This is a genomic window from Tepidiforma flava (assembly GCF_027594505.1).
GTDB lineage: Bacteria > Chloroflexota > Dehalococcoidia > Tepidiformales > Tepidiformaceae > Tepidiforma > Tepidiforma flava.
Genome location: NZ_CP115149.1, coordinates 72,706 through 89,465, shown reverse-complemented (window position 1 = coordinate 89,465; position 16,760 = coordinate 72,706). Strand labels below are relative to the sequence as shown.

At 71.7% G+C, this 16,760-nt stretch carries 18 protein-coding genes, 1 tRNA gene and 5 pseudogenes; 3 read left to right on the top strand and 21 right to left on the bottom strand.

The features are described 5' to 3' along the window. Positions 1–8 precede the first annotated feature (8 nt). From O0235_RS00595 to O0235_RS16180, 10 genes and pseudogenes are all read right to left on the bottom strand, one after another. Positions 9–239: a DUF6285 domain-containing protein gene (locus O0235_RS00595; protein WP_270056679.1), complete on the bottom strand. Its 231-nt coding sequence runs from the start codon at positions 237–239 to the stop codon at positions 9–11. A gap of 14 nt (positions 240–253) precedes the next feature. Next, positions 254–346, bottom strand: a pseudogene (locus tag O0235_RS15155) (DUF6285 domain-containing protein); the annotation flags it as partial. Positions 347–411: 65 nt separating this feature from the next. Continuing rightward, positions 412–909, bottom strand: a pseudogene (locus O0235_RS00590) (phosphotransferase); the annotation flags it as partial. 108 nt (positions 910–1,017) lie between these two features. Beyond that, on the bottom strand, positions 1,018–1,248 hold the full coding sequence (locus tag O0235_RS00585; RefSeq protein ID WP_270056678.1) for a protein kinase family protein: 231 nt from the start codon (positions 1,246–1,248) through the stop codon (positions 1,018–1,020). 177 nt (positions 1,249–1,425) lie between these two features. Then, positions 1,426–2,388: a DUF7064 domain-containing protein gene (locus O0235_RS00580; protein WP_270056677.1), complete on the bottom strand. Its 963-nt coding sequence runs from the start codon at positions 2,386–2,388 to the stop codon at positions 1,426–1,428. A gap of 71 nt (positions 2,389–2,459) precedes the next feature. Next, entirely contained in the window at positions 2,460–2,666 is a 207-nt protein-coding gene (locus O0235_RS00575) for a c-type cytochrome (protein WP_270056676.1), read from the bottom strand. Further along, complete coding sequence (locus O0235_RS00570; RefSeq protein ID WP_270056675.1) at positions 2,642–3,784, bottom strand: CopD family protein; 1,143 nt, start codon at positions 3,782–3,784, stop codon at positions 2,642–2,644. Before O0235_RS00570 ends, O0235_RS00575 begins: the two co-directional genes overlap by 25 nt. After that, entirely contained in the window at positions 3,673–4,629 is a 957-nt protein-coding gene (locus O0235_RS00565) for a copper resistance CopC family protein (protein ID WP_270056674.1), read from the bottom strand. Before O0235_RS00565 ends, O0235_RS00570 begins: the two co-directional genes overlap by 112 nt. 49 nt (positions 4,630–4,678) lie before the next feature. Then, positions 4,679–5,194 carry a copper resistance CopC family protein gene (locus tag O0235_RS00560; protein WP_270056673.1) on the bottom strand — a complete coding sequence of 172 codons (516 nt, stop codon included), beginning with the start codon at positions 5,192–5,194 and terminating at the stop codon, positions 4,679–4,681. Positions 5,195–5,320: 126 nt separating this feature from the next. Next, positions 5,321–6,489, bottom strand: a pseudogene (locus O0235_RS16180) (acyl-CoA dehydrogenase family protein). Positions 6,490–6,654: 165 nt separating this feature from the next. Between O0235_RS16180 and O0235_RS00545 the strand changes: the two are divergent. From O0235_RS00545 to O0235_RS15140, 3 genes and pseudogenes are all read left to right on the top strand, one after another. Then, positions 6,655–7,742, top strand: a pseudogene (locus O0235_RS00545) (TIGR03617 family F420-dependent LLM class oxidoreductase). Between the two features lie 45 nt (positions 7,743–7,787). Continuing rightward, positions 7,788–9,470: an alkaline phosphatase D family protein gene (locus O0235_RS00540; RefSeq protein ID WP_270056671.1), complete on the top strand. Its 1,683-nt coding sequence runs from the start codon at positions 7,788–7,790 to the stop codon at positions 9,468–9,470. A 31-nt stretch (positions 9,471–9,501) separates the two neighbouring features. Beyond that, positions 9,502–9,807, top strand: a pseudogene (locus O0235_RS15140) (DUF192 domain-containing protein); the annotation flags it as partial. Positions 9,808–9,850: 43 nt separating this feature from the next. Here O0235_RS15140 and O0235_RS00535 read toward each other — a convergent pair. The 11 genes from O0235_RS00535 to O0235_RS00490 all read right to left on the bottom strand — a co-directional run bounded on the left by O0235_RS00535 (position 9,851) and on the right by O0235_RS00490 (position 16,705). Further along, complete coding sequence (locus tag O0235_RS00535; protein WP_270056670.1) at positions 9,851–10,030, bottom strand: hypothetical protein; 180 nt, start codon at positions 10,028–10,030, stop codon at positions 9,851–9,853. A 291-nt stretch (positions 10,031–10,321) separates the two neighbouring features. Beyond that, positions 10,322–11,254: a sulfurtransferase gene (locus O0235_RS00530; RefSeq protein WP_270056669.1), complete on the bottom strand. Its 933-nt coding sequence runs from the start codon at positions 11,252–11,254 to the stop codon at positions 10,322–10,324. Between the two features lie 44 nt (positions 11,255–11,298). Continuing rightward, a complete protein-coding gene (locus O0235_RS00525; RefSeq protein WP_270056668.1) occupies positions 11,299–11,451 on the bottom strand; it encodes a hypothetical protein in 153 nt (50 codons plus the stop codon). Further along, positions 11,433–11,582 carry a sulfurtransferase TusA family protein gene (locus O0235_RS00520; RefSeq protein WP_270056667.1) on the bottom strand — a complete coding sequence of 50 codons (150 nt, stop codon included), beginning with the start codon at positions 11,580–11,582 and terminating at the stop codon, positions 11,433–11,435. Before O0235_RS00520 ends, O0235_RS00525 begins: the two co-directional genes overlap by 19 nt. 38 nt (positions 11,583–11,620) lie before the next feature. Further along, the gene (locus O0235_RS00515) at positions 11,621–12,841 is read right to left on the bottom strand and encodes a YeeE/YedE family protein (RefSeq protein ID WP_270056666.1); all 1,221 of its coding nucleotides are present in this window, start codon (positions 12,839–12,841) and stop codon (positions 11,621–11,623) included. Between the two features lie 250 nt (positions 12,842–13,091). Further along, positions 13,092–13,166 (bottom strand) — tRNA-Met (locus O0235_RS00510). Between the two features lie 31 nt (positions 13,167–13,197). Then, positions 13,198–13,770 (bottom strand): DUF1848 family protein, encoded by a 573-nt coding sequence (locus O0235_RS00505; RefSeq protein WP_270056665.1) that lies wholly within the window; start codon positions 13,768–13,770, stop codon positions 13,198–13,200. Between the two features lie 228 nt (positions 13,771–13,998). Further along, a complete protein-coding gene (locus O0235_RS00500; RefSeq protein ID WP_270056664.1) occupies positions 13,999–14,496 on the bottom strand; it encodes a Crp/Fnr family transcriptional regulator in 498 nt (165 codons plus the stop codon). Between the two features lie 19 nt (positions 14,497–14,515). Further along, positions 14,516–14,653, bottom strand: a complete 138-nt coding sequence (locus O0235_RS00495) for a hypothetical protein (protein WP_270056663.1) — start codon at positions 14,651–14,653, stop codon at positions 14,516–14,518. A gap of 1,276 nt (positions 14,654–15,929) precedes the next feature. Further along, on the bottom strand, positions 15,930–16,118 hold the full coding sequence (locus tag O0235_RS15135) for a hypothetical protein (protein ID WP_373324458.1): 189 nt from the start codon (positions 16,116–16,118) through the stop codon (positions 15,930–15,932). Next, positions 16,031–16,705, bottom strand: coding sequence for an ATP-binding protein (locus O0235_RS00490; RefSeq protein WP_373324457.1), 675 nt, complete (start codon positions 16,703–16,705; stop codon positions 16,031–16,033). Before O0235_RS00490 ends, O0235_RS15135 begins: the two co-directional genes overlap by 88 nt. Positions 16,706–16,760: the final 55 nt, after the last annotated feature.

Sequence of the window (16,760 nt, the reverse complement as noted above, 5' to 3'; positions counted from 1 at the left end):
CTGCGCCGTCAGGCCCGGTCGCGGTACTCCGCCGCGAGCCCCGGGTTCGAAACCTCCAGCTTGTCCAGCGTGACCGTCCGGAGGTGGCTGAGCACGGCCAGCCGCCACGGCCCTTCGTCAGCGTCGCCCCTCCGGATGCGCTCGCACAGGTCGCCGTTCCGCCGGAGCAGCGCCTCCCGCACCTGCGCCAGCCGGGCGGCATCGGCTCGACCCCCAGCAGCCGGTCCAGGCCGTCCCACTCCCGCGCGAGGTGCTCCTCCATCGTCGCCAGCTCCCGCCGGAGCATCTCGACGACGTTCATCGAGACCCGCGCGTGGAAGCTCAGCCGGCCCTGCGTGTTCGGCATCACGTCGTCCCGCAGGTAGCCCGCCACCGCCTCCAGCAGCTCATCAAACGTCGGCCGGTCCTGCATCAGTCCCACCTCCCTTCCAGCAGCTCCAGCAGCACGATCTCCGTCTCCGCCGTCCGCCGGCCGATAGCTGCCAGCTCGACGCTCCGGTTCCGGCCGGTCAGGTACGTGGCTGCCTGCGTCATCGTAATGACGCCCCACTTCAGGTTCCCGAACATCTCGTACCAGAGGAAGTGCTGCCGGTTCACCGGCCGCCCGCCGGCCGCTTCGTACGCCTCGATGAACGCCTCCCGCGTGCCGACCCCGGCCATCGGCTGCTTCCCGCCGAACCGCCACGACTTCACCGCCAGCCAGCCGAGGTCCTCCATCGGGTCGCCCCAGTGCGCCAGCTCCCAGTCGAGGATGCCGCGCACGCCCGTCTCATCGAAGATGAAGTTCCCCAGCCGGAAGTCGCCGTGCACCAGCACTTCCTCGCCCGGGGCGGCAGATGCTGCCGCAGCCAGCGAATCGCCAGCTCGAACACCGGGTGCGGGTCCAGCTCCGCCGTCCGGTAGTTGTTCTCGTAATAGTCGAGCTGCGCCTCGGCCGAGGTCTTCCCCGCCGGCGGATGCTCGAGCCGGGCCAGCTCCGGGTGGTCCGCCTCGCGGATGCTGTGGATGCGCGCGAGGTCAGCGCGCGAGCTGCGCCGGCACCACCTCGCGCGCCTTCGCGTACTGCTCCCCGCGGATGAGCCGCGCCCCGAGCGTCTCGCCCGGCACCCGTCGCATCACGAAGAACGCCACCGGGAACGTGTCGTCCCCGTCCCAGAGCGGCTCCGGCACCGTCACGCCGGCATCCCACGCCGCCTTGATCAGGTGGTATTCCAGCTCCCGCCCCGGGATCGTCGGGGCCCCCGGCACCGGGTCCGCCCGCAGGATCCCCTCGATGCGCCCCGCGGGCGTCTCCGCGTCGAACGACCACGTCTCCCGCGACGCGCCGCCGGAGAGCCGGGCCAGGTTCGAAACCGTGACCGGCCCCCGGTTCGCGCCGCGATGAACCGCTCCAGCCCCTGCTGGACTTCGTCCTTCTGCACGGCCCTACTCGACCTGGTCGAGGTACTCGCTCAGGCCGTAGCCCTTGCGCTCCCCGTCGAGGAGGTACTCGGTCATCCCCTCCCCGATGTGGCTGAACATCCCCGCGCGCCGGTTCCGCAGCGGGATGAACCCCCGCACCGTCCCCTCGACCCGGTGCACTTCGCCGTTGGCGAGCGTCACCGTCGCTTTCAGCGCCTTGTGGTAGTTCGTGTCGCCCTCGTACTCGGTCTCGAGCTCGATGTGCTTGACCTGCACGATGGTGTCCTTCCCCTTGTGGAACACCCCGCCGATGCGGTCGCCCACGATGGAGAGCACCATCCCGAGGTCGTCCCCGAAATTCCCCGTGATCCACCGGTAGCTCGGCGTCGATTGCCAGTACCGCGGCCCCCACGAATGGTCGCGCAGCCCGTGCCCGCTGATGTGCAGCACCGGGCCGTCTTCCACCTGCAGCGTGCCGGTCACGCGCATGTGCTGCTCATAGTGCGCCCGCGCGAACTCGTTCTGCGAGCCGGCGCCGCCCGGCTCCGCAACGTGCCCGTAGATCGGCCCGACCCCTTCGTGCACGAGGTCGAGCCTGATCCGCCTGTGCGGGTTCTCTTTGAACGCCACGCTCGGCTCCCGCATCTCGCGCGGGTCCTTCAGGTAGACGACCGACCCTTCGTAGGTGGTGCGCAGCCGTTCGCCCGGCTCCAGCACCTCGACCTTCAGGCCGCCGGCGTTCCAGCCGTCGTTGCTCGAAATCTGGGGCCGTTTGTAGTTGAACAGCGCCGAACCATCGGGCTGGTAAACGATGACCGTGACCTCGGCGTACCCCTCGTTCGCCCGGTTGCCGATGCGCAGGAAGCCGCCCATCTGCTGCTCCCGGTCGAAGAAGTTGAAGTAGACCGATTCGTTGAAGTTTTCCTCCGGCCCGAGCGGGTGGGTGTAGTCGTCCTCGGGCTTCACGTTGCCGATGATGGTGACCATCGTTCGAACCTCCTGCCGGTGCTGTCTCCCGGCAGGCCCGGATCATACCGGAGCCGCGTCCCGGCCGCCCGCTACTGCGTCGCCGGCGCCAGCGTGCGCAGGTAGTTCACGAGGTGCCAGATCTCCTCGTCGGTCAGCCCCTGCTCCTTCCACGCCGGCATCGCCGTCCCCGGGATGCCGTCCGCGATGAACCGGAACAGCTGCCCGTCCGGGTGCTGCGGCACGTGCACTGTGAGGTCCAGCGGATACGGGTTCAGGTCGAGCCCCGGCGGCGGCACGCCCGTCCGCCCGTGACAGGCGATGCAGTTCGCCTCGTAGAGCGCCCGCCCCGCGCGATCGAATCCGCATCCGGGAACACCGGGTTCGTCGGCAGCCCCGCCGGCGGCTCGTGCGCGTGCACCCCGAACAGCAGCAGCACCCCGAGTCCGAACCCGGCCATCGTGCCGGTGCTCGCCGCCCACCCGAGCCGCCGGTTCAGCTCCCGCGCCGTCCCGCGGCTGAGCGCGAACCCGAGCCCCGCCAGCAGCAGCACCAGCCCGCCGAACTGGTTCCACGACAGCCCGGCCGTCGGCAGCGACCACGGCCCGCCCCGCTGCATCACAGCCGCGGCGAATGCCCCCGCGGGCCGCACATCGAAGAACGTCCGCGCGTCGTCGGCATCCGCCCGCCGGACCTCCACCTCCACCCGCCAGCGCCCCTCGAGCGGCATGTACGGCCCCTGTCCGCTGAATTCGCCCGGTCCCGCCGGCGCCAGCACCAGCGTCGACGGACCGAGCGACTGGTCCTCCTGGTACCGGAACACCAGCCGCACCCGCTGCGCCTCCGCGGGTGCGCCGGCGCCGTCCGCCAGCGCGACGCGGTAGGTGTTGAGGCCCGTCTGGTTCGGGTCGATCCGCAGCGTGACGCGCAGGTCGTTCGCGGGCGCGGCCATCTCGAACGGCCGCCGCTCCGGCGCGATGACGATCGAACGGCTCGTCGTCGTCTGGCTCATCAGCGCCGCCGCCGTGACGACGAGTACGCCCAGCCCCACCTCTGCCGCCGCGCTGAACATGAACCGCCGCGGTTCGCCCGGCCGCTCGCCCGCCAGCCGCGCCTTTCCCCACCGCGCGTTGTACAGCGCCACCGCCAGCAGCGGCGCCGCCAGCCCCAGCTTCGCCAGCAGCACCAGCCCGTACCGCGTCTCGGTCAGCTTCTGCACCGAATCGACGTGGATGAGCGCGCCGAGCAGCCCGGTCGCCAGCAGCACGAAGACGAAGACCGACGCCAGCCGCGCGAACCGCCGCATCAGCGGCCGCCACGCGTCCCGCCGCCGGCCGAACCGGGCCGCAACGACCGCGCCCGCGACCGCGCCCAGCCATCCCACCGCCGCCGCGGCGTGGGTGACGTCGATTGCCATCGCCCACGCGCTCCCCGGCACGGCCGCCGCATGGCTCGTCGCCGTGAACGTGACGAGCTGCCCTGCCGCAAGGGCGACGAGCGCCCCGCCGCCGCCCGCGGCCGCCGCCCGTAGAGCGCCGCCGCCGCCGCGGCGGCCGCCGCCAGCAGCGCCCGCGCCAGCCAGTACCGCCCGAACCGCGTCTCGAAGACCGCTGCCGCGGCGCCGGCGCCGGAATACGTTTCGATCAGCAGCGCGAGGCTGAGTCCCGCCGCGACGAGGCCCGCTGCCGCCCCGAGCACCGCAGCCTGCCCGAGCCGCCGCCGGGTCGCGGCCGGCGCCTCCGGCCACAGCAGCGTCACCAGCCCCGCCCCCGCGGTCAGCATCAGCCCGAGCAGCGCCAGCAGCCGCGTCGCCGTCCCGTCCGGCCGCCCCAACCGGTCAGCCCCGGAACCGACCGCGCCGACGGTGTTCATCGCATCGGGCACCGTCCCGTCCGGGTTGAGCACCGTAAACGGGTACGAGCCGGTCAGCGCGTGGCCGTCGACCAGCGACACATTCGTCCAGATCACGTTGTAGATGCCGGGGTCGAGCGCCGGCAGCCGTGCGCGCATCCGTCCCTGCGTCACGACCGGCGCGCCAATCGCAATCTCGCGGCCCGCGCCGTCGAGCAGCCGGATGCCGCTCGCCCGCGGGTCGATCGGCTCCGTGAAGTCGAGGATCACTTCCGCGGGCGCCTGCCGGAGGAAGGCGTTCGCCGCCGGCTCCGAGGCGACCAGCGCCGCGTGCGCCTGCCCATCGTGAACCGGCAGCGCGAGCGCCAGCACGGTGAAGGCGGCCAGCGCCGCCAGCAGCGCCCGCCTCATTCCCCTCGCCTGCTGAAGACCACGCCCGCCCCGACCCCGACGACGAGCATCACCGCCCCGACGGCCGCCGCGAGCACCCACCCCGTTCCGCTCGACTCGCCCCGCGGCAGCGCCGCCGCGGCCGGCCCCGGCGTCGGGTTCCCCCGAGCAGGCTTTCCTGCAGCACCTCGCGGCCCGGGCTCGGCGCCGCCGCCGGGTCGTAGCGGAACCGCAGCTCGCCGCTGGCCGTGTCGCCGTCGTCGGCGCTCAGCGTCGTCCACCGCACGACGTACTCGCCCGGGGCGAGGTCCGCCGGCAGCGCGACCGAAAGCCGCCGCCGGTCGTTCGGGTCGATGACGGCCGCCTCCCGCGTCACCTCGTTCCCCGCGGCATCGAACACCTTGATGTCGTTGGCGCCCGCCTGCCGGGCCATGTCCTGCGTCATCACGAGGACGATTTCCGTGGGCGGCTCGTTCAGCACCGCGCCGTCGCCCGGCGTCGCCCGGCTCGGCTCGGCGTGGGCGAAGGCCGCTGACGCCGCCGCAAGGGCAAGCAGTCCCGCCGCGATCGCCGCCGCCAGCTTCATGATGCCCAGTCTAGGCCGTCCTCCACGGCGGACAAGGAGCGGCGAGCCCGTGCGCCGCGGCCTTTCCCCAACGCGAACCGGCCCGGCGCGAGCGCCGGGCCGGCCCTGAGGAGGAACCTCCTCCGATCAGCCGCGCGGCAGCCCCAGCCCCCGCGTGGCGATGATGTTCCGCTGGATTTCGCTCGTCCCGCCGGCAATCGTCGAGGCGACCGTCTGCAGGTAGCTGCCCGGCGCGCGCCCTTCATCGGCGCCTCCCGGCCCGTGAGCAGCGCCGACGTGCCGAGCGCCTTCATCGCCGTCCGCGCGATACGCTGGCTCAGCTCCGTGTTGAACAGCTTCGCAATCGAGGCTTCGTGGTTCGGAACCCGGCCCGCAGCCTGGATGCTGATCACCCGGTAGCTGAGCATCTTCGCCGTCGCGGCCTCGATCCACCGGTCCGCGAACTCCGACGCGAACGCCGCGCTCGCGCTCGCCGTCTCCGGCTTCCCCGGTGCTCCTTCCAGTACCGCAGGTAGTACTCCAAAGTCTGCCGCTGGCCCACCGCGTTCCCGATCGACGAGCGCTCGAAATCCGGGGTCGTCGTCCCGATGTACCAGCCCCGGTTGATCTCCCCGACCACGTTCCGGGCCGGCACCCGCACGTCCTCGAAGAACACTTCGTTGAACTGGTGCCCGCCCGCCATGTTGATCAGCGGCCGCACCGTGATGCCCGGGCTGTTCATATCGACGAGGAAGTACGTGATGCCCCGGTGCTTCGGCGCATCCGGGTCCGTCCGCGCCAGCATGAACATCCAGTCCGCGTTGTGCGCGCCGGAGGTCCAGATCTTCTGCCCGTTGATGACGAAGTCGTCGCCGTCCCGGACGGCCCGGGTCTGCAGGCTCGCGAGGTCCGAACCGGAGCCCGGCTCGCTGTACCCCGGCACCACTGCACTTCGCCCCGGAGGATCGCCCCAGGTGCTCCCGCTTCTGGTCATCGTTGCCGTGGATGATGAGCGTCGGTCCGATCATCGAGACGCCCATGCCGCCGACCTGCGGCGCCCGCGCCTCGGCGAATTCCTCGTTCATGATGAACTGCTCCATCACGCCGAGGCCCGCGCCGCCGTACTCCTTCGGCCACGCCGGGGCGATCCAGCCCTTCTTCGCCAGCTTGTCCCGCCACTCACGGAGCACGCCGCCCCGCTCCCGCGCCAGCTCCATCGGGTTCATGTCGGGGTCCACACGCGGCCGCTCCTTCTCGAGGAACTCGCGCACCTCGGCCCGCCATGCGGCCTGTTCAGGCGTATCCCGGAAATCCATCGCCTTCTCCTGCCAAGTCGTTAGGGGCTTTGCGGAACTGTAACGAACCGCAACCCTGACGTAAAGGGAAAGGTCGCGCGGTTCACCGTTCCTGTGCAGGGCGGTCCGGCTCCGCGTAGACTTCGCCCGCACACGAACTCCCTGCCCCGAGAAAGGAACGTCCCCATGAAGGTCGGTTCAGGTTTCGGCGGCACCTGGCTTACCGCCGTCCCCGAGCAGGCGCGCCGCGCCGAAGAGCTCGGGTACGACTTCGCCAGCACGCCCGAAACGCAGCACGATTCCATCCTCGCCGCCACGCTCGCTGCCTACAGCACCGAAAAGCTCGAAGTCCAGACGAGCGTCACCATCGCCTTCCCGCGCAGTCCCACCGTCCTCGCCATGGAAGCCTGGGATATCCAGCACATGAGCAAGGGCCGCTTCGTCCTCGGCCTTGGCTCCCAGGTGAAGGGCCACAACCAGCATCGCTTCAGCGTCGACTGGCCGGGCGCCCCCGCCACGCGCATGAAGGAGTACATCAAGATGCTCCATGCCGTCTGGGACTCCTTCCAGGACGGCAAGAAGCCCGAGTTCATCGGCAAGTTCTACCACTTCACCCTCATGACCCCGAACTTCAATCCGGGGCCGATCCCTACCCGCGCCCGAAAGTCGGCCTCGCCTGCGTCGGCGACGCCATGGCGCGCGTCGCCGGCGAAGTCGCCGACGTGGTCATGCCCCACGGCTTCATGACCGACAAGTACATGCGCGAGGTCGTCCTCCCCAACGTCGCCATCGGCCTGAAGCGCTCCGGCCGCACCTGGCAGGACATCGAAATCGCCGGCGGCGGCTTCACCGTCTTCGGCGAAACCGAGTCCGAAATCGAGCAGGGCCTCGAGCGTCTCCGCCAGCCCATCTCCTTCTACGGCTCCACCCGCTCCTACCACGAAGTCTTCGAAGTCCACGGCCTCAAGAGCCTCGGCATGCAGCTCCACGAGCTCTCGCTCCAGGGCAAGTGGGACGAGATGCAGCGCGTCATCCCGGAGGACGTCCTCCGCGTCTTCGCGCAGACCTCCACCTACGACAAACTGCCCGAATTCGTGGCGAACCACCGGGAGTACGCCTCGCGCATCAGCCTCCCGCTGCCCGCCTCCACCCCTGAGCAGCGCGAGCGCGCGAAGTACATCATCGAGCAGGTTCGCAAGGTCCAGGTCCCGCGGGTGCCGCGCGGCCTCGAAGACCTCTCAGCCGTCCCCGACCGCCCGAAGACCACGGCCTGATCGGTCCCGCCCGCGCTGCCGCCCCGCCCGTGCGAGAATCCGGCCATGACCGGCACCGCCTTCGCACGCGGCGGCGCGGCCGCGTTTGCCGCGGGCGGCGCGTCTCTCGTCGCCGCCGCCGGCTGGCAGCGCGCCGGCGAATTCGCGCTGCTCGAGCGCCCGTGGGATGCCTCAGCGCTCACCTGGGCTGCGCTCGTCGCGCTCGGCGGCTGCGTCGCCGGCCTTCGCTCCTCCCTCGGCGCCGCCCTGCTCCTGCTCGCTGCCGCCTGGTCGGTCGCCGTCATCGCGAGCCTCGGCAGGGTCGAACCTCCCGGGTACGCGGGCGCCGTGCTGCTCGCCGGGGCCGGCATGGCGTTCGCCGCGCTGGCGAGCCGCCGCCGGCCCCGCGCCGCGCTGGCGTCCTTCGCTGCGCTCGCAGCAGTCGCCGCCGCTGCGACGTTCGCCGGCGCCCGCGTCCACGACGCCTACCTCGGCCCCACCCACCCCGCCTCGCCCCTCCGCGCCGCCCCGGTCGACCTCGTCGCATGGGCATGGGCCGGCGCGGTCACCCCGAATTCCTTCGCCGTCACCGCGCAGCTGTCGCATCCCGCCGCTGCTGCCGACCTCGCCCTCGTCGTCCGCCGAGAACCCGGCGGCGCGGAAGTCGGCCGCTTCCCGGCGGCGGCCCTCAGCCCCGCCGGGGCCGCCCGTTTCGATGCCGCCGGACTCCAGCCCGCCACGCGCTACCGCTGGGCCGTCGCCGTCGCTGGCCGCGAAGACCGCTACCGCAGCGGCGCGCTGACCACCCTCCCGGACGGGCGGGCCTCGTTCACCCTCGCCTTCGGCTCCTGCGCGAGCACCGGCTCGAACGGCCAGGTGTTCGACCGCATCCGCGAAACGGCGCCGCTCCTCTTCATCCACACCGGCGATTTCCACTACGAAGACATCGACGACGACGCCCCGGAGGCCATCCGCGCCGCCTACGCGCACTCCCTGCGCGCGCCCGCCCAGCAGGCGCTCTGGCTCGAAGTGCCCGTCCTCTATACGTGGGACGACCACGACTACGGCGGCAACGACAGCGACCGCACGACCCGCTCCCGCGCCGCCGCGCGTGCGGTCTACCGCGAAATCGTTCCCCACTACCCGCTCCCGCTCGATGGCCCCATCGCCCAGGCGGTCACCATTGGCCGCGTTCGCATCATCGTCACCGACAGCCGCTCCGAGCGCGACCCCTCGCGCTCGCCGAACGTCCCCGGGAAGTCCATGCTCGGCGCGCCCCAGCTGGCGTGGCTCTTCGAAGAGCTGCTCCGCGGCCGCGATGAGGCGGCGCTCATCGTCTGGGTCAACAGTGTCCCGTGGATTTCCAGCGAATCCAGCGGCGACAGCTGGGCGGCGTACGCCGACGAACGCCGCCGCATCGCCGACTTCCTCGTCGAGCACCGCATCGACAACCTCGTGATGCTCAGCGGCGACGCCCACATGCTCGCCGCCGATGACGGTTCGAACAACCGCTTCGCGTCGGATGGGCTCGGCCCCGGCTTCCCGGTCTACCACGCCGCCGCGCTCGACCGCCGCGGCTCGGTGAAGGGCGGCCCCTACAGCGAAGGCGCCCGCCCCGGCGGCGGCCAGTTCGGCCTCCTCACCATCGACGACCTCGGGCCCGAGATCCGCGTCACGTTCAGCGGCCGCGACTGGCGCGGCGCCGAACTCCTCCGCCACGAGCGGGTGTTCACCGTCGCGCAGCGGTAGCCGCCGGCGCAGGGTGCCGGTACGCTCCCGCATGGCCCGCACCGTTCGCGTCGTCAACGCCCGCACCGGCGAGCCGGTCGCCGACCGGGTCACCGTCGCTGACTCGTTCTGGAGCCGGTTCCGCGGCCTGATGCTTCGCCGGCCGCTCGAGCCCGGCGAGGGCCTCCTCATCGAGCCCTGCTCCTCGATTCACATGCTGTTCATGCGCTTCGCCATCGATGCCGTCTTCATCGATGGCGAGGGCCGCGTCGTCCGGGTCGCGCGCTACGTGCGGCCGTGGACCGGCGTCGCCGCGGCCCGCGGCGCCCGGGCCGTCATCGAACTCCCTGCCGGCGCCGCCGCAGACCTCGCCGAGGAGAGTTCCTCCGGCTCGAACCTGCCTAGCCGCTCTCGCACCCGATCCCGTCGCGGTCCCGGTCGAACCCGTGCGGGTCCGCCCCGACGACGCGGAACCGCCGGAACGGCATGTCCCCGCAATCGAGGTCGGGCGGGTACGGCGGGATGCACACGTCCGGGTAGGAAGGGTCGCAGTTGGCGCGAGGCGGCTCGGCGATGGGCACCCGGGGTATTCGCGTGGGCGTTGCCTGGAATGGACGCGGCGCCGGCGTCGAAGTCCGGTAGTCATTGCCGATGAACCCCGCCGGGCGAACCCCGGGCTCTCCCTCCCCTCTCCGCAGCCAGCCAGGCAGGCCCACGCGGCGAACAGGGCGAGCCAGAATCTTCGCACGTCATACATCGTAGGCCGCTCGTCAAGTGCGCATCATGCGCCCGGAACGCCCGGCGCCGACGAACCGGGGAGGCGCAACGCGCCTCCCCGGTGAATGCTGAGCGTGCCGGCCCTTGGGGCCTCGCTACTGCTGGACCGGCGTATCCTTCGAGTTCCCCCACTCGGCCCAGGAACCGTCGTACACCTTGTTCCCCTTCCCGAGCCCCACCAGCCGGAGCGTGAAGAGCGAATGTGCCGCGCGCACGCCCGTCTGGCAGTACGTGATCACTTCCGTGTCCTTCGTGATGCCCGCCTTCGCGAACTGCGCCCGCAGCTGGTCCGCCGGCTTCCACACCTTCGGGTCGCCGTCCGTGAGCGAGGCCTGCCAGTCGAGGTTCACCGAAGTTGGCACGTGACCGCCCCGCGCCGCGCGCACATCCGCGCCCGTGTACTCCGCCTGCGAGCGCACGTCGAGGATGACCACGTTGGGGTTCGGGTTCGTCGCCTTCTCTTTGACGTAATCCAGCGCGCAGATCACGTCAGGGTTCGGCTTCGCCGCGAACGTCGCCTTCGCGGGCGTCGGCGCTTCCTTCGAGACCGCCTTGCCCTCCTTCTCCCACTTCGCCCAGCCCCCGTTCAGCACCCGGGCCTTGTCGTGCCCGTAGTAGTCGAGCACCCACCAGAGCCGCGTCGCCCACAGCCCCGTGCCGTCGTCGTAAATGACGACCTCCTTCGCATTGTCGATGCCGAGCGCGCCGACCTTCTCCGCGAACAGGCTCTCACGGATGACATACAGCTTCTCGTCCGGGTCCTTCAGCGCCGCCTGGTCGTACCAGACCGCTCCCGGGATGTGGCCGGCGTCGTACGCCTCTTTCTTTCGGATATCCACGACCACGAGCGAGGGATTTCCGAGCTGCCCCGCCAGCCAGTCCGTCTCGGCGAGCAGATTCGGCTCCGCGTAGCCAGCCGGCTCCGCGGTGCTGCCGTCTGCCGGCGCCGTGCCCGGGTCGTCATCATCGCCGCCGCAGGCCGCCGCCAGGGGAGCGCCAGCAGCACCGCCAGCGCGAGCCCCAGCCACGGCAGCCGAAGTCGCAACAGTCGTTCCATCGTCGAACCTCCAGATCAGCCTTTCGAAAGTTCCGCGGCGCGGCGCGAGATCTCCGCCAGCGCCTGCTTCTGGTCGAGCTTGCCCTCCGCAGGTTCGAGGCGAATCCGCCACGTCCCGCGCCCGGCCGGCTCGATGGTCGAGCGGTAGTTCAGCTTCGCCCCTCCCACGGCACCGTCGAAAGCGCCGGCGCGTGGTCGGTCAGCACCTCGAGACATTCGCCCGCCGGCAGCTTCCCGAGCGCCTCCCGCGCCTTCATCGCCGGGTAGGGGCACATCTCACCGCGGACGTCGAGTTCCATCGTTCCCTCCTTGCTCATCGATTACGGCAGCCGCCGGATCAGCGCCACGCCGATCCAGGCCCCGCCGAAGAGCGCAATGCCATAGACCCACCCCGCCAGCGCCAGCGAGGGATCGACGAAAAGAACGCCCCGATGGTGCAGCCGATGGCGATCACCGAGGCGTACCCCATCAGCAGCCCGCCGGCGCCAGCCTGCACGTACCGGCTCCACTGCCGCGGCCGCCGAATCCGGAATTCGCCGGAAAGCATCGACGCCGTGAACGCCCCGGCCACGAGCCCCAGCATCGTCGCCGTCCGCACCGTGAACCACTTCTCCGCGCCCCCGGGCGTGCAGCCGGCAAGCAGCTCGCTGCCCTTCAGCGGCAGCGAGCTCGCGTTGAACCAGCCGAGGACGTTGTCGGCCCATAGCGAAATCCCGCCCGTCACACCCAGCGGCACCTGCAGCCCGAGCGCGAACACCGAGACGACCGCGAGCGCGATAGCGCCCGTCGCATAGCTCCAGCCGTGCCCGCCCCAGACCTTCTCCCAGCCTTGCCGCAGCTGGTCGCGCCAGCCGAAGGCCGGCTCAGGCGGCGGCGCCGGGAACTCCGGCATCTTCGGCGTCCGCGATTCCCACCACAGCACCGCGACGTAGAGCGCTGCGAGGCCCGCAAGCGTCAGCGCCAGGGCCGCCGGGTAGCCGCCCAGCTCAGCCGGCAGCCACACCGCCGTCCGCTCGCGGATGTCGTTGTCGTACCACCATGCCCACTGGCGGTTCGCGACGATGGTGCCGGCCACGATCCCTGCCATGGCGACCCACGAGGCCACGTACCCCTCGCCCATCCGCCACAGCGACCCCGAGACGCAGCCGCCGGCCAGGACCATCCCGACGCCGAACAGCACGCCGCCGACCACTGTCGCGATGCCGACGGGCTGGATGTGCGGACCGGCCGGCGCGATGCCGAAGCCCGGGTTCGGCGCCAGCCGCGCCTCGAGCAGCACGAAGCCCACCGCCGCCACCGCCAGCCCGAGGAGAATCGCGCGGAAGAGCCGCCCATCGCCCAGCAGGATGAGGTCGCGGAACGCCCCCGCGAAGCACAGCCGGCTCCGCTGGAGGATGACCCCGAACGCTACGCCGATGAGCCAGAACGCCCCGATGGCGAATCCGCGCTGGTCGAGCAGGAGCCACACCGCGACGATGGCGGCGCCGAGCGCCAGCGGCTTGAGCGGAACGCGTTCTCGCAGCGGGGGAGCGGGGGCAGCAGGTTGAGCGACAGCCATGGCCGCTACGCTAACAAAGTTGACCAACTCGGTCAACTAATGACGCTGCGCCATGCCGAGCGAACGGGAAACTGGCCGCATCGCCAGCGGGGCAGCCGCCGCTGCGACCCGCGCACGTGTCGCCTGAGTCTCGAGACTGCCGGACGCCGTCGGGGGTCTGCGCCGGGAGACTGGCAGTTCGCGTCCGCTGACCTGCCGCCGGGAGGCCAGGGCCGCGGACCGCGCCGCCAGCGCCGCGGGGTCCAGGTGCTGGTAGCAGGGGAGGCTCGAACTCCCGACCTCACGATTATGAGTCGTGCGCTCTGACCGGCTGAGCTACCCTGCCCCGTCTCACCGTCAATCTACCACGGCCCGCCCTAACGCGGCAGCTTCGACGGCTCGAGCCAGGCCAGGTCCGGAGAGCGCGGGTTGATGGTGAACTGGAAGAATTGTCGTCGGTAGTGCGCGAATCTGTCGGCGCGGCGCAGATACGGCCCGTAGTTCTTCGACCACCAGACGATACCGACGACCTGTTCAGGGGCCAGAGAAACGTGCGTCAGGGTCCGAGCGAGACCCGCAGCGACCTCACCGTTCGACAGGGCGCCAGGGCTGGCAATCAGGTCGTCCAGCGCGATGCGCCCCGCGGGCGTCGGCTCCGGCAGGGCGCGGCTGTCGCCGGCCACGGCCGCTGCCAGCTTCCGAAACTTCCCGCTCAGCATCGGATTCGGCACGTCGACCCAGCCGCGGTCGACAGCCCGGATCAGCCATTCCAGGTAGAAGGCCGGGATGTCCGTCCGCTTGCTCGCCGACAGCAGGCGCGGCCGTTTCGGAAGCCCGTAGCCCGTGACTCCGTGGACGCACTCCGGCGTGTTGACATCGCGAGCAGGCGACGGCCATAGCGTGCCCTGTCCCGCCGGCGACCTGCTTGCATTCGCCTCGTGCGTTCCCACGGGGACATAACCTACACGGTTCGAACTCAGGCCGCCATACCGGAATTCCCCGGCCGCCTGGAATGCGCAGCGCGGGGGCCGACTGCCGTGAGTTCCGTGCTCCCGTGAAGGGCGCCCGCATGCATGACGCTGACGACCCCCGGTTCGCCTGAAACCATCATCACCGCGTCGCCGCCCGACCGCGGGCAGACGTGCAGCTCCCCGCGCCCGCTGCCCCGCAGGCGTCCCTCAGCTCCGCTCCCGGGCTCGCTCGCCGCGGAGCGCCCGCGCCACGCTCGCCCGGGAGCTCAGCGTCACGGCGCCGAGCTCCTCCTGGGTAAGGCTGCGGAGCGCCGCCCGCCGTTCGGCGCTGCCGTGGGCGAGCAGCCGCCGAAACGCCCGCAGCCTCCCCGCGACGCCCCGTTCCGACAGCATCGCCAGCCATGTCTCCATCTCGGCCAGCCGCCGCGCCAGCGCGGTTTCGACCGGGTTCTCCTGGTCCAGCTCATGGACCGCCGCCGTCACGCCCGTCTGTGCGACATAATCCGGGTGAAACACCCCGTCCCGGTGGCAGACGACCGCCTCTCCGGGCCCGGCAAAGCCGACGATCGACGCCGTCCCGTCATCGTGCACCGCTTCGACGCGCACGACCCCGGAAAGCACCACCAGCACCCGCCCGGGCGAAACCCCGACCGGCCGGCCCTTCGGAATCGTTCGAACCGCGGGTTCGGCAGTCCTTCCGCCCATGGTAAAATGATACAGAATCTCATCTCTTCCGCGACAGCGCCCGGCTGTCGACGACCTCGACCTGGGCAGCCTGCGAAAGCACCGCGAGCATCCGCGACGCCTCGTCTTGCGGGTCCCCGCCGGGCGTCAGCGGGACGTTCGCCCGGCCGTCGCTCAAGACGAGCGCGCGCGCTGCGGCTGGCTCGTACCGGCGCGCCAGCCGCAGCGCCGCCGCGTAGGCCGAGGCAAGCGGCGTCCCCCTCCGCTCGGGAGTTCCCGCAATGCCCTCTCGCCCGCGCGATGGCGCGTGTCGGCGCAAGGGCGAGATAGGCCTCCCGTCCCCGCGCCGCGACGATAGCGACCGAAGTCCGGTCCACATACGCCCGGTCGAGCACCCGGAGCACCAGCCCTTTCGCCTGGCGAATCGCACCCTGCGCCATGCTCCCGGATGCATCCACGACGATGATCAGGAGACTGCCGGTCTTCGAATGGCGCCGCCGCGCGCGAAGGTCGCCGGGCATCAGGCGAAGGACGTTCCCGGGCCGCCACCCCGCAGCGCTGCCCGCGGCAGCGCGTAGGCGACCGTCGCCGGCACGTCAGCACGCTCGCCGTACCGCCAGGAAACGTCCGGCCCGGCGCGCCGCGCGCTGGATGCGGTCCTCGCGGTCCGCGCCGACCGGGGAGCGGCCGCCGGACCCGGCCGCGGAGCGCCGCCGTGACCGGCGGGTCGCCGGGCCACGCCCCCGGCGGTTCCACCGAGGTCGCTCCGTCCGCCGCACCATCGTTCGAGGGCCGGCCGGGATCCTCCCCGGCGGACTCGGCCTCGGCCGGAGGCGGCGGCGCGGGCGACGCCTGCCTCGCGCGGGGAGCGAAGACCCAGCGTTCGAGGAAGGGCATCGGTTCGAGCCCAAGCCGTATCGCTGCCCGCGCTGCCGGGGCTGCCCGGTACTCCAGCTCGTGGCTCTCCAGCCCGAACCGTAGAGAAGCCTCCACCGCGGTTCGCGCTTCGAGGTCCGGCGCTGCCGCCGGCGCGGCGCGGGCGGCCGCCGCGGCCGCTGCCGCTGCGGCCCGCTCCCATGGCGCAGACGACTCCAGCGCAGCCGGGCCCGGGGTCGGGTCGAACGCCACCGCGAGCGCGCACCGCTCAGCAATCGCGCTCGGCGCGTGTCCGGGCGAGGGGGCCACGGCAGCGATGCCCCATGCCCGCCGGCTTCGTGCCACCCGGGCCGGGTCATCGAACACCAGGGGCGACAGCAGGACGACAGCATCGTCCGGCGGACCCGGCCACAGGTCATCCGCCGGGCCGAAACGGCGCACCGCATCCGGCTGCAGCTGCCGGGCGAGCGCCCGGCTGGCCTCCTCGGCCTGCGAGCGGTCGCCGGTCAGCAGGATGCCGATGCGCGGGTCGAGCAGGAACGCCGCAAATGGCGCCGCCGCGTCTTCGACTGCCGGGGTCACCCCGTGCACCCCGCGCGCTCAACGGCCGCCGCAATCCGCGCCGCGATGGCCTCCTCGTCGTCGAACGGGGCCCGCGCGCACCGGTGGCGCAGCGCCATCACCGCGACTGCCCCGATGTCGCCAGGGCCGACCGATGTCCGGCCGGCAAGCGCAGCGTGGGCGCGGGCTGCCCGCGCGACGACGATCTCTCCCCGGTGGCCGGTCGTTCCCGCCTCGATGACCAGGCTGACGATCCGGTCGATGACCTCCGGCCCGAGTTCGACCCCGGCAGCCGGTCCCTCGCCGCGCAGACACGCGCTGCCAGTGCCGCATCCTGCGCGTGCCATGCCGCGCAAAACCCCGCCGGGTCGTCGCCGAACGCCAGCCGCCGCCGCACGATCTCCCGCCGGGTGTCGGCGTCGCGAATGGTTCGCACGTGGACCGCCAGCCCAAAGCGGTCCTCGAGTTGCGGCCGAAGCTCACCCTCCTCCGGGTTGCCCGACCCCACCAGCACGAAGTGCGCCGCGTGCGTCACGCTCAGGCCGTCGCGCTCCACGTGGTTCACCCCCGACGCAGCCACATCCAGCAGCAGGTCCACGAGGTAGTCGTCCAGCAGATTGACCTCGTCGATGTACAGGAACCCGCTGTGCGCTTCTGCCAGCAATCCGGGCGCGAACCGCTTTTCCCCGTGGACGAGGGCAGCCTCGAGATCCAGCGAGCCGAGCACCCGGTCGTCGCTGGCACCCAGCGGCAGCGTGACCACCGGCATCTCGAGCCCGGCGAGGCGCAGCATCTGCCCCAGCGCCCGGACCGTCGTTGACTTCGCGGTGCCCCGGTCGCCCAGCGCG

Coding starts and splice junctions, on each gene's coding strand:
- O0235_RS00520 (WP_270056667.1), bottom strand. CDS start 11,582: ATGGAACTCGACGTCCGCGGTGAGATGTGCCCCTACCCGGCGATGAAG.
- O0235_RS00540 (WP_270056671.1), top strand. CDS start 7,788: ATGACCGGCACCGCCTTCGCACGCGGCGGCGCGGCCGCGTTTGCCGCG.
- O0235_RS00490 (WP_373324457.1), bottom strand. CDS start 16,705: ATGCTGCGCCTCGCCGGGCTCGAGATGCCGGTGGTCACGCTGCCGCTG.
- O0235_RS00565 (WP_270056674.1), bottom strand. CDS start 4,629: ATGAGGCGGGCGCTGCTGGCGGCGCTGGCCGCCTTCACCGTGCTGGCG.
- O0235_RS00570 (WP_270056675.1), bottom strand. CDS start 3,784: ATGGCAATCGACGTCACCCACGCCGCGGCGGCGGTGGGATGGCTGGGC.
- O0235_RS00515 (WP_270056666.1), bottom strand. CDS start 12,841: ATGGCTGTCGCTCAACCTGCTGCCCCCGCTCCCCCGCTGCGAGAACGC.
- O0235_RS00500 (WP_270056664.1), bottom strand. CDS start 14,496: ATGGGCGGAAGGACTGCCGAACCCGCGGTTCGAACGATTCCGAAGGGC.
- O0235_RS00580 (WP_270056677.1), bottom strand. CDS start 2,388: ATGGTCACCATCATCGGCAACGTGAAGCCCGAGGACGACTACACCCAC.
- O0235_RS00560 (WP_270056673.1), bottom strand. CDS start 5,194: ATGAAGCTGGCGGCGGCGATCGCGGCGGGACTGCTTGCCCTTGCGGCG.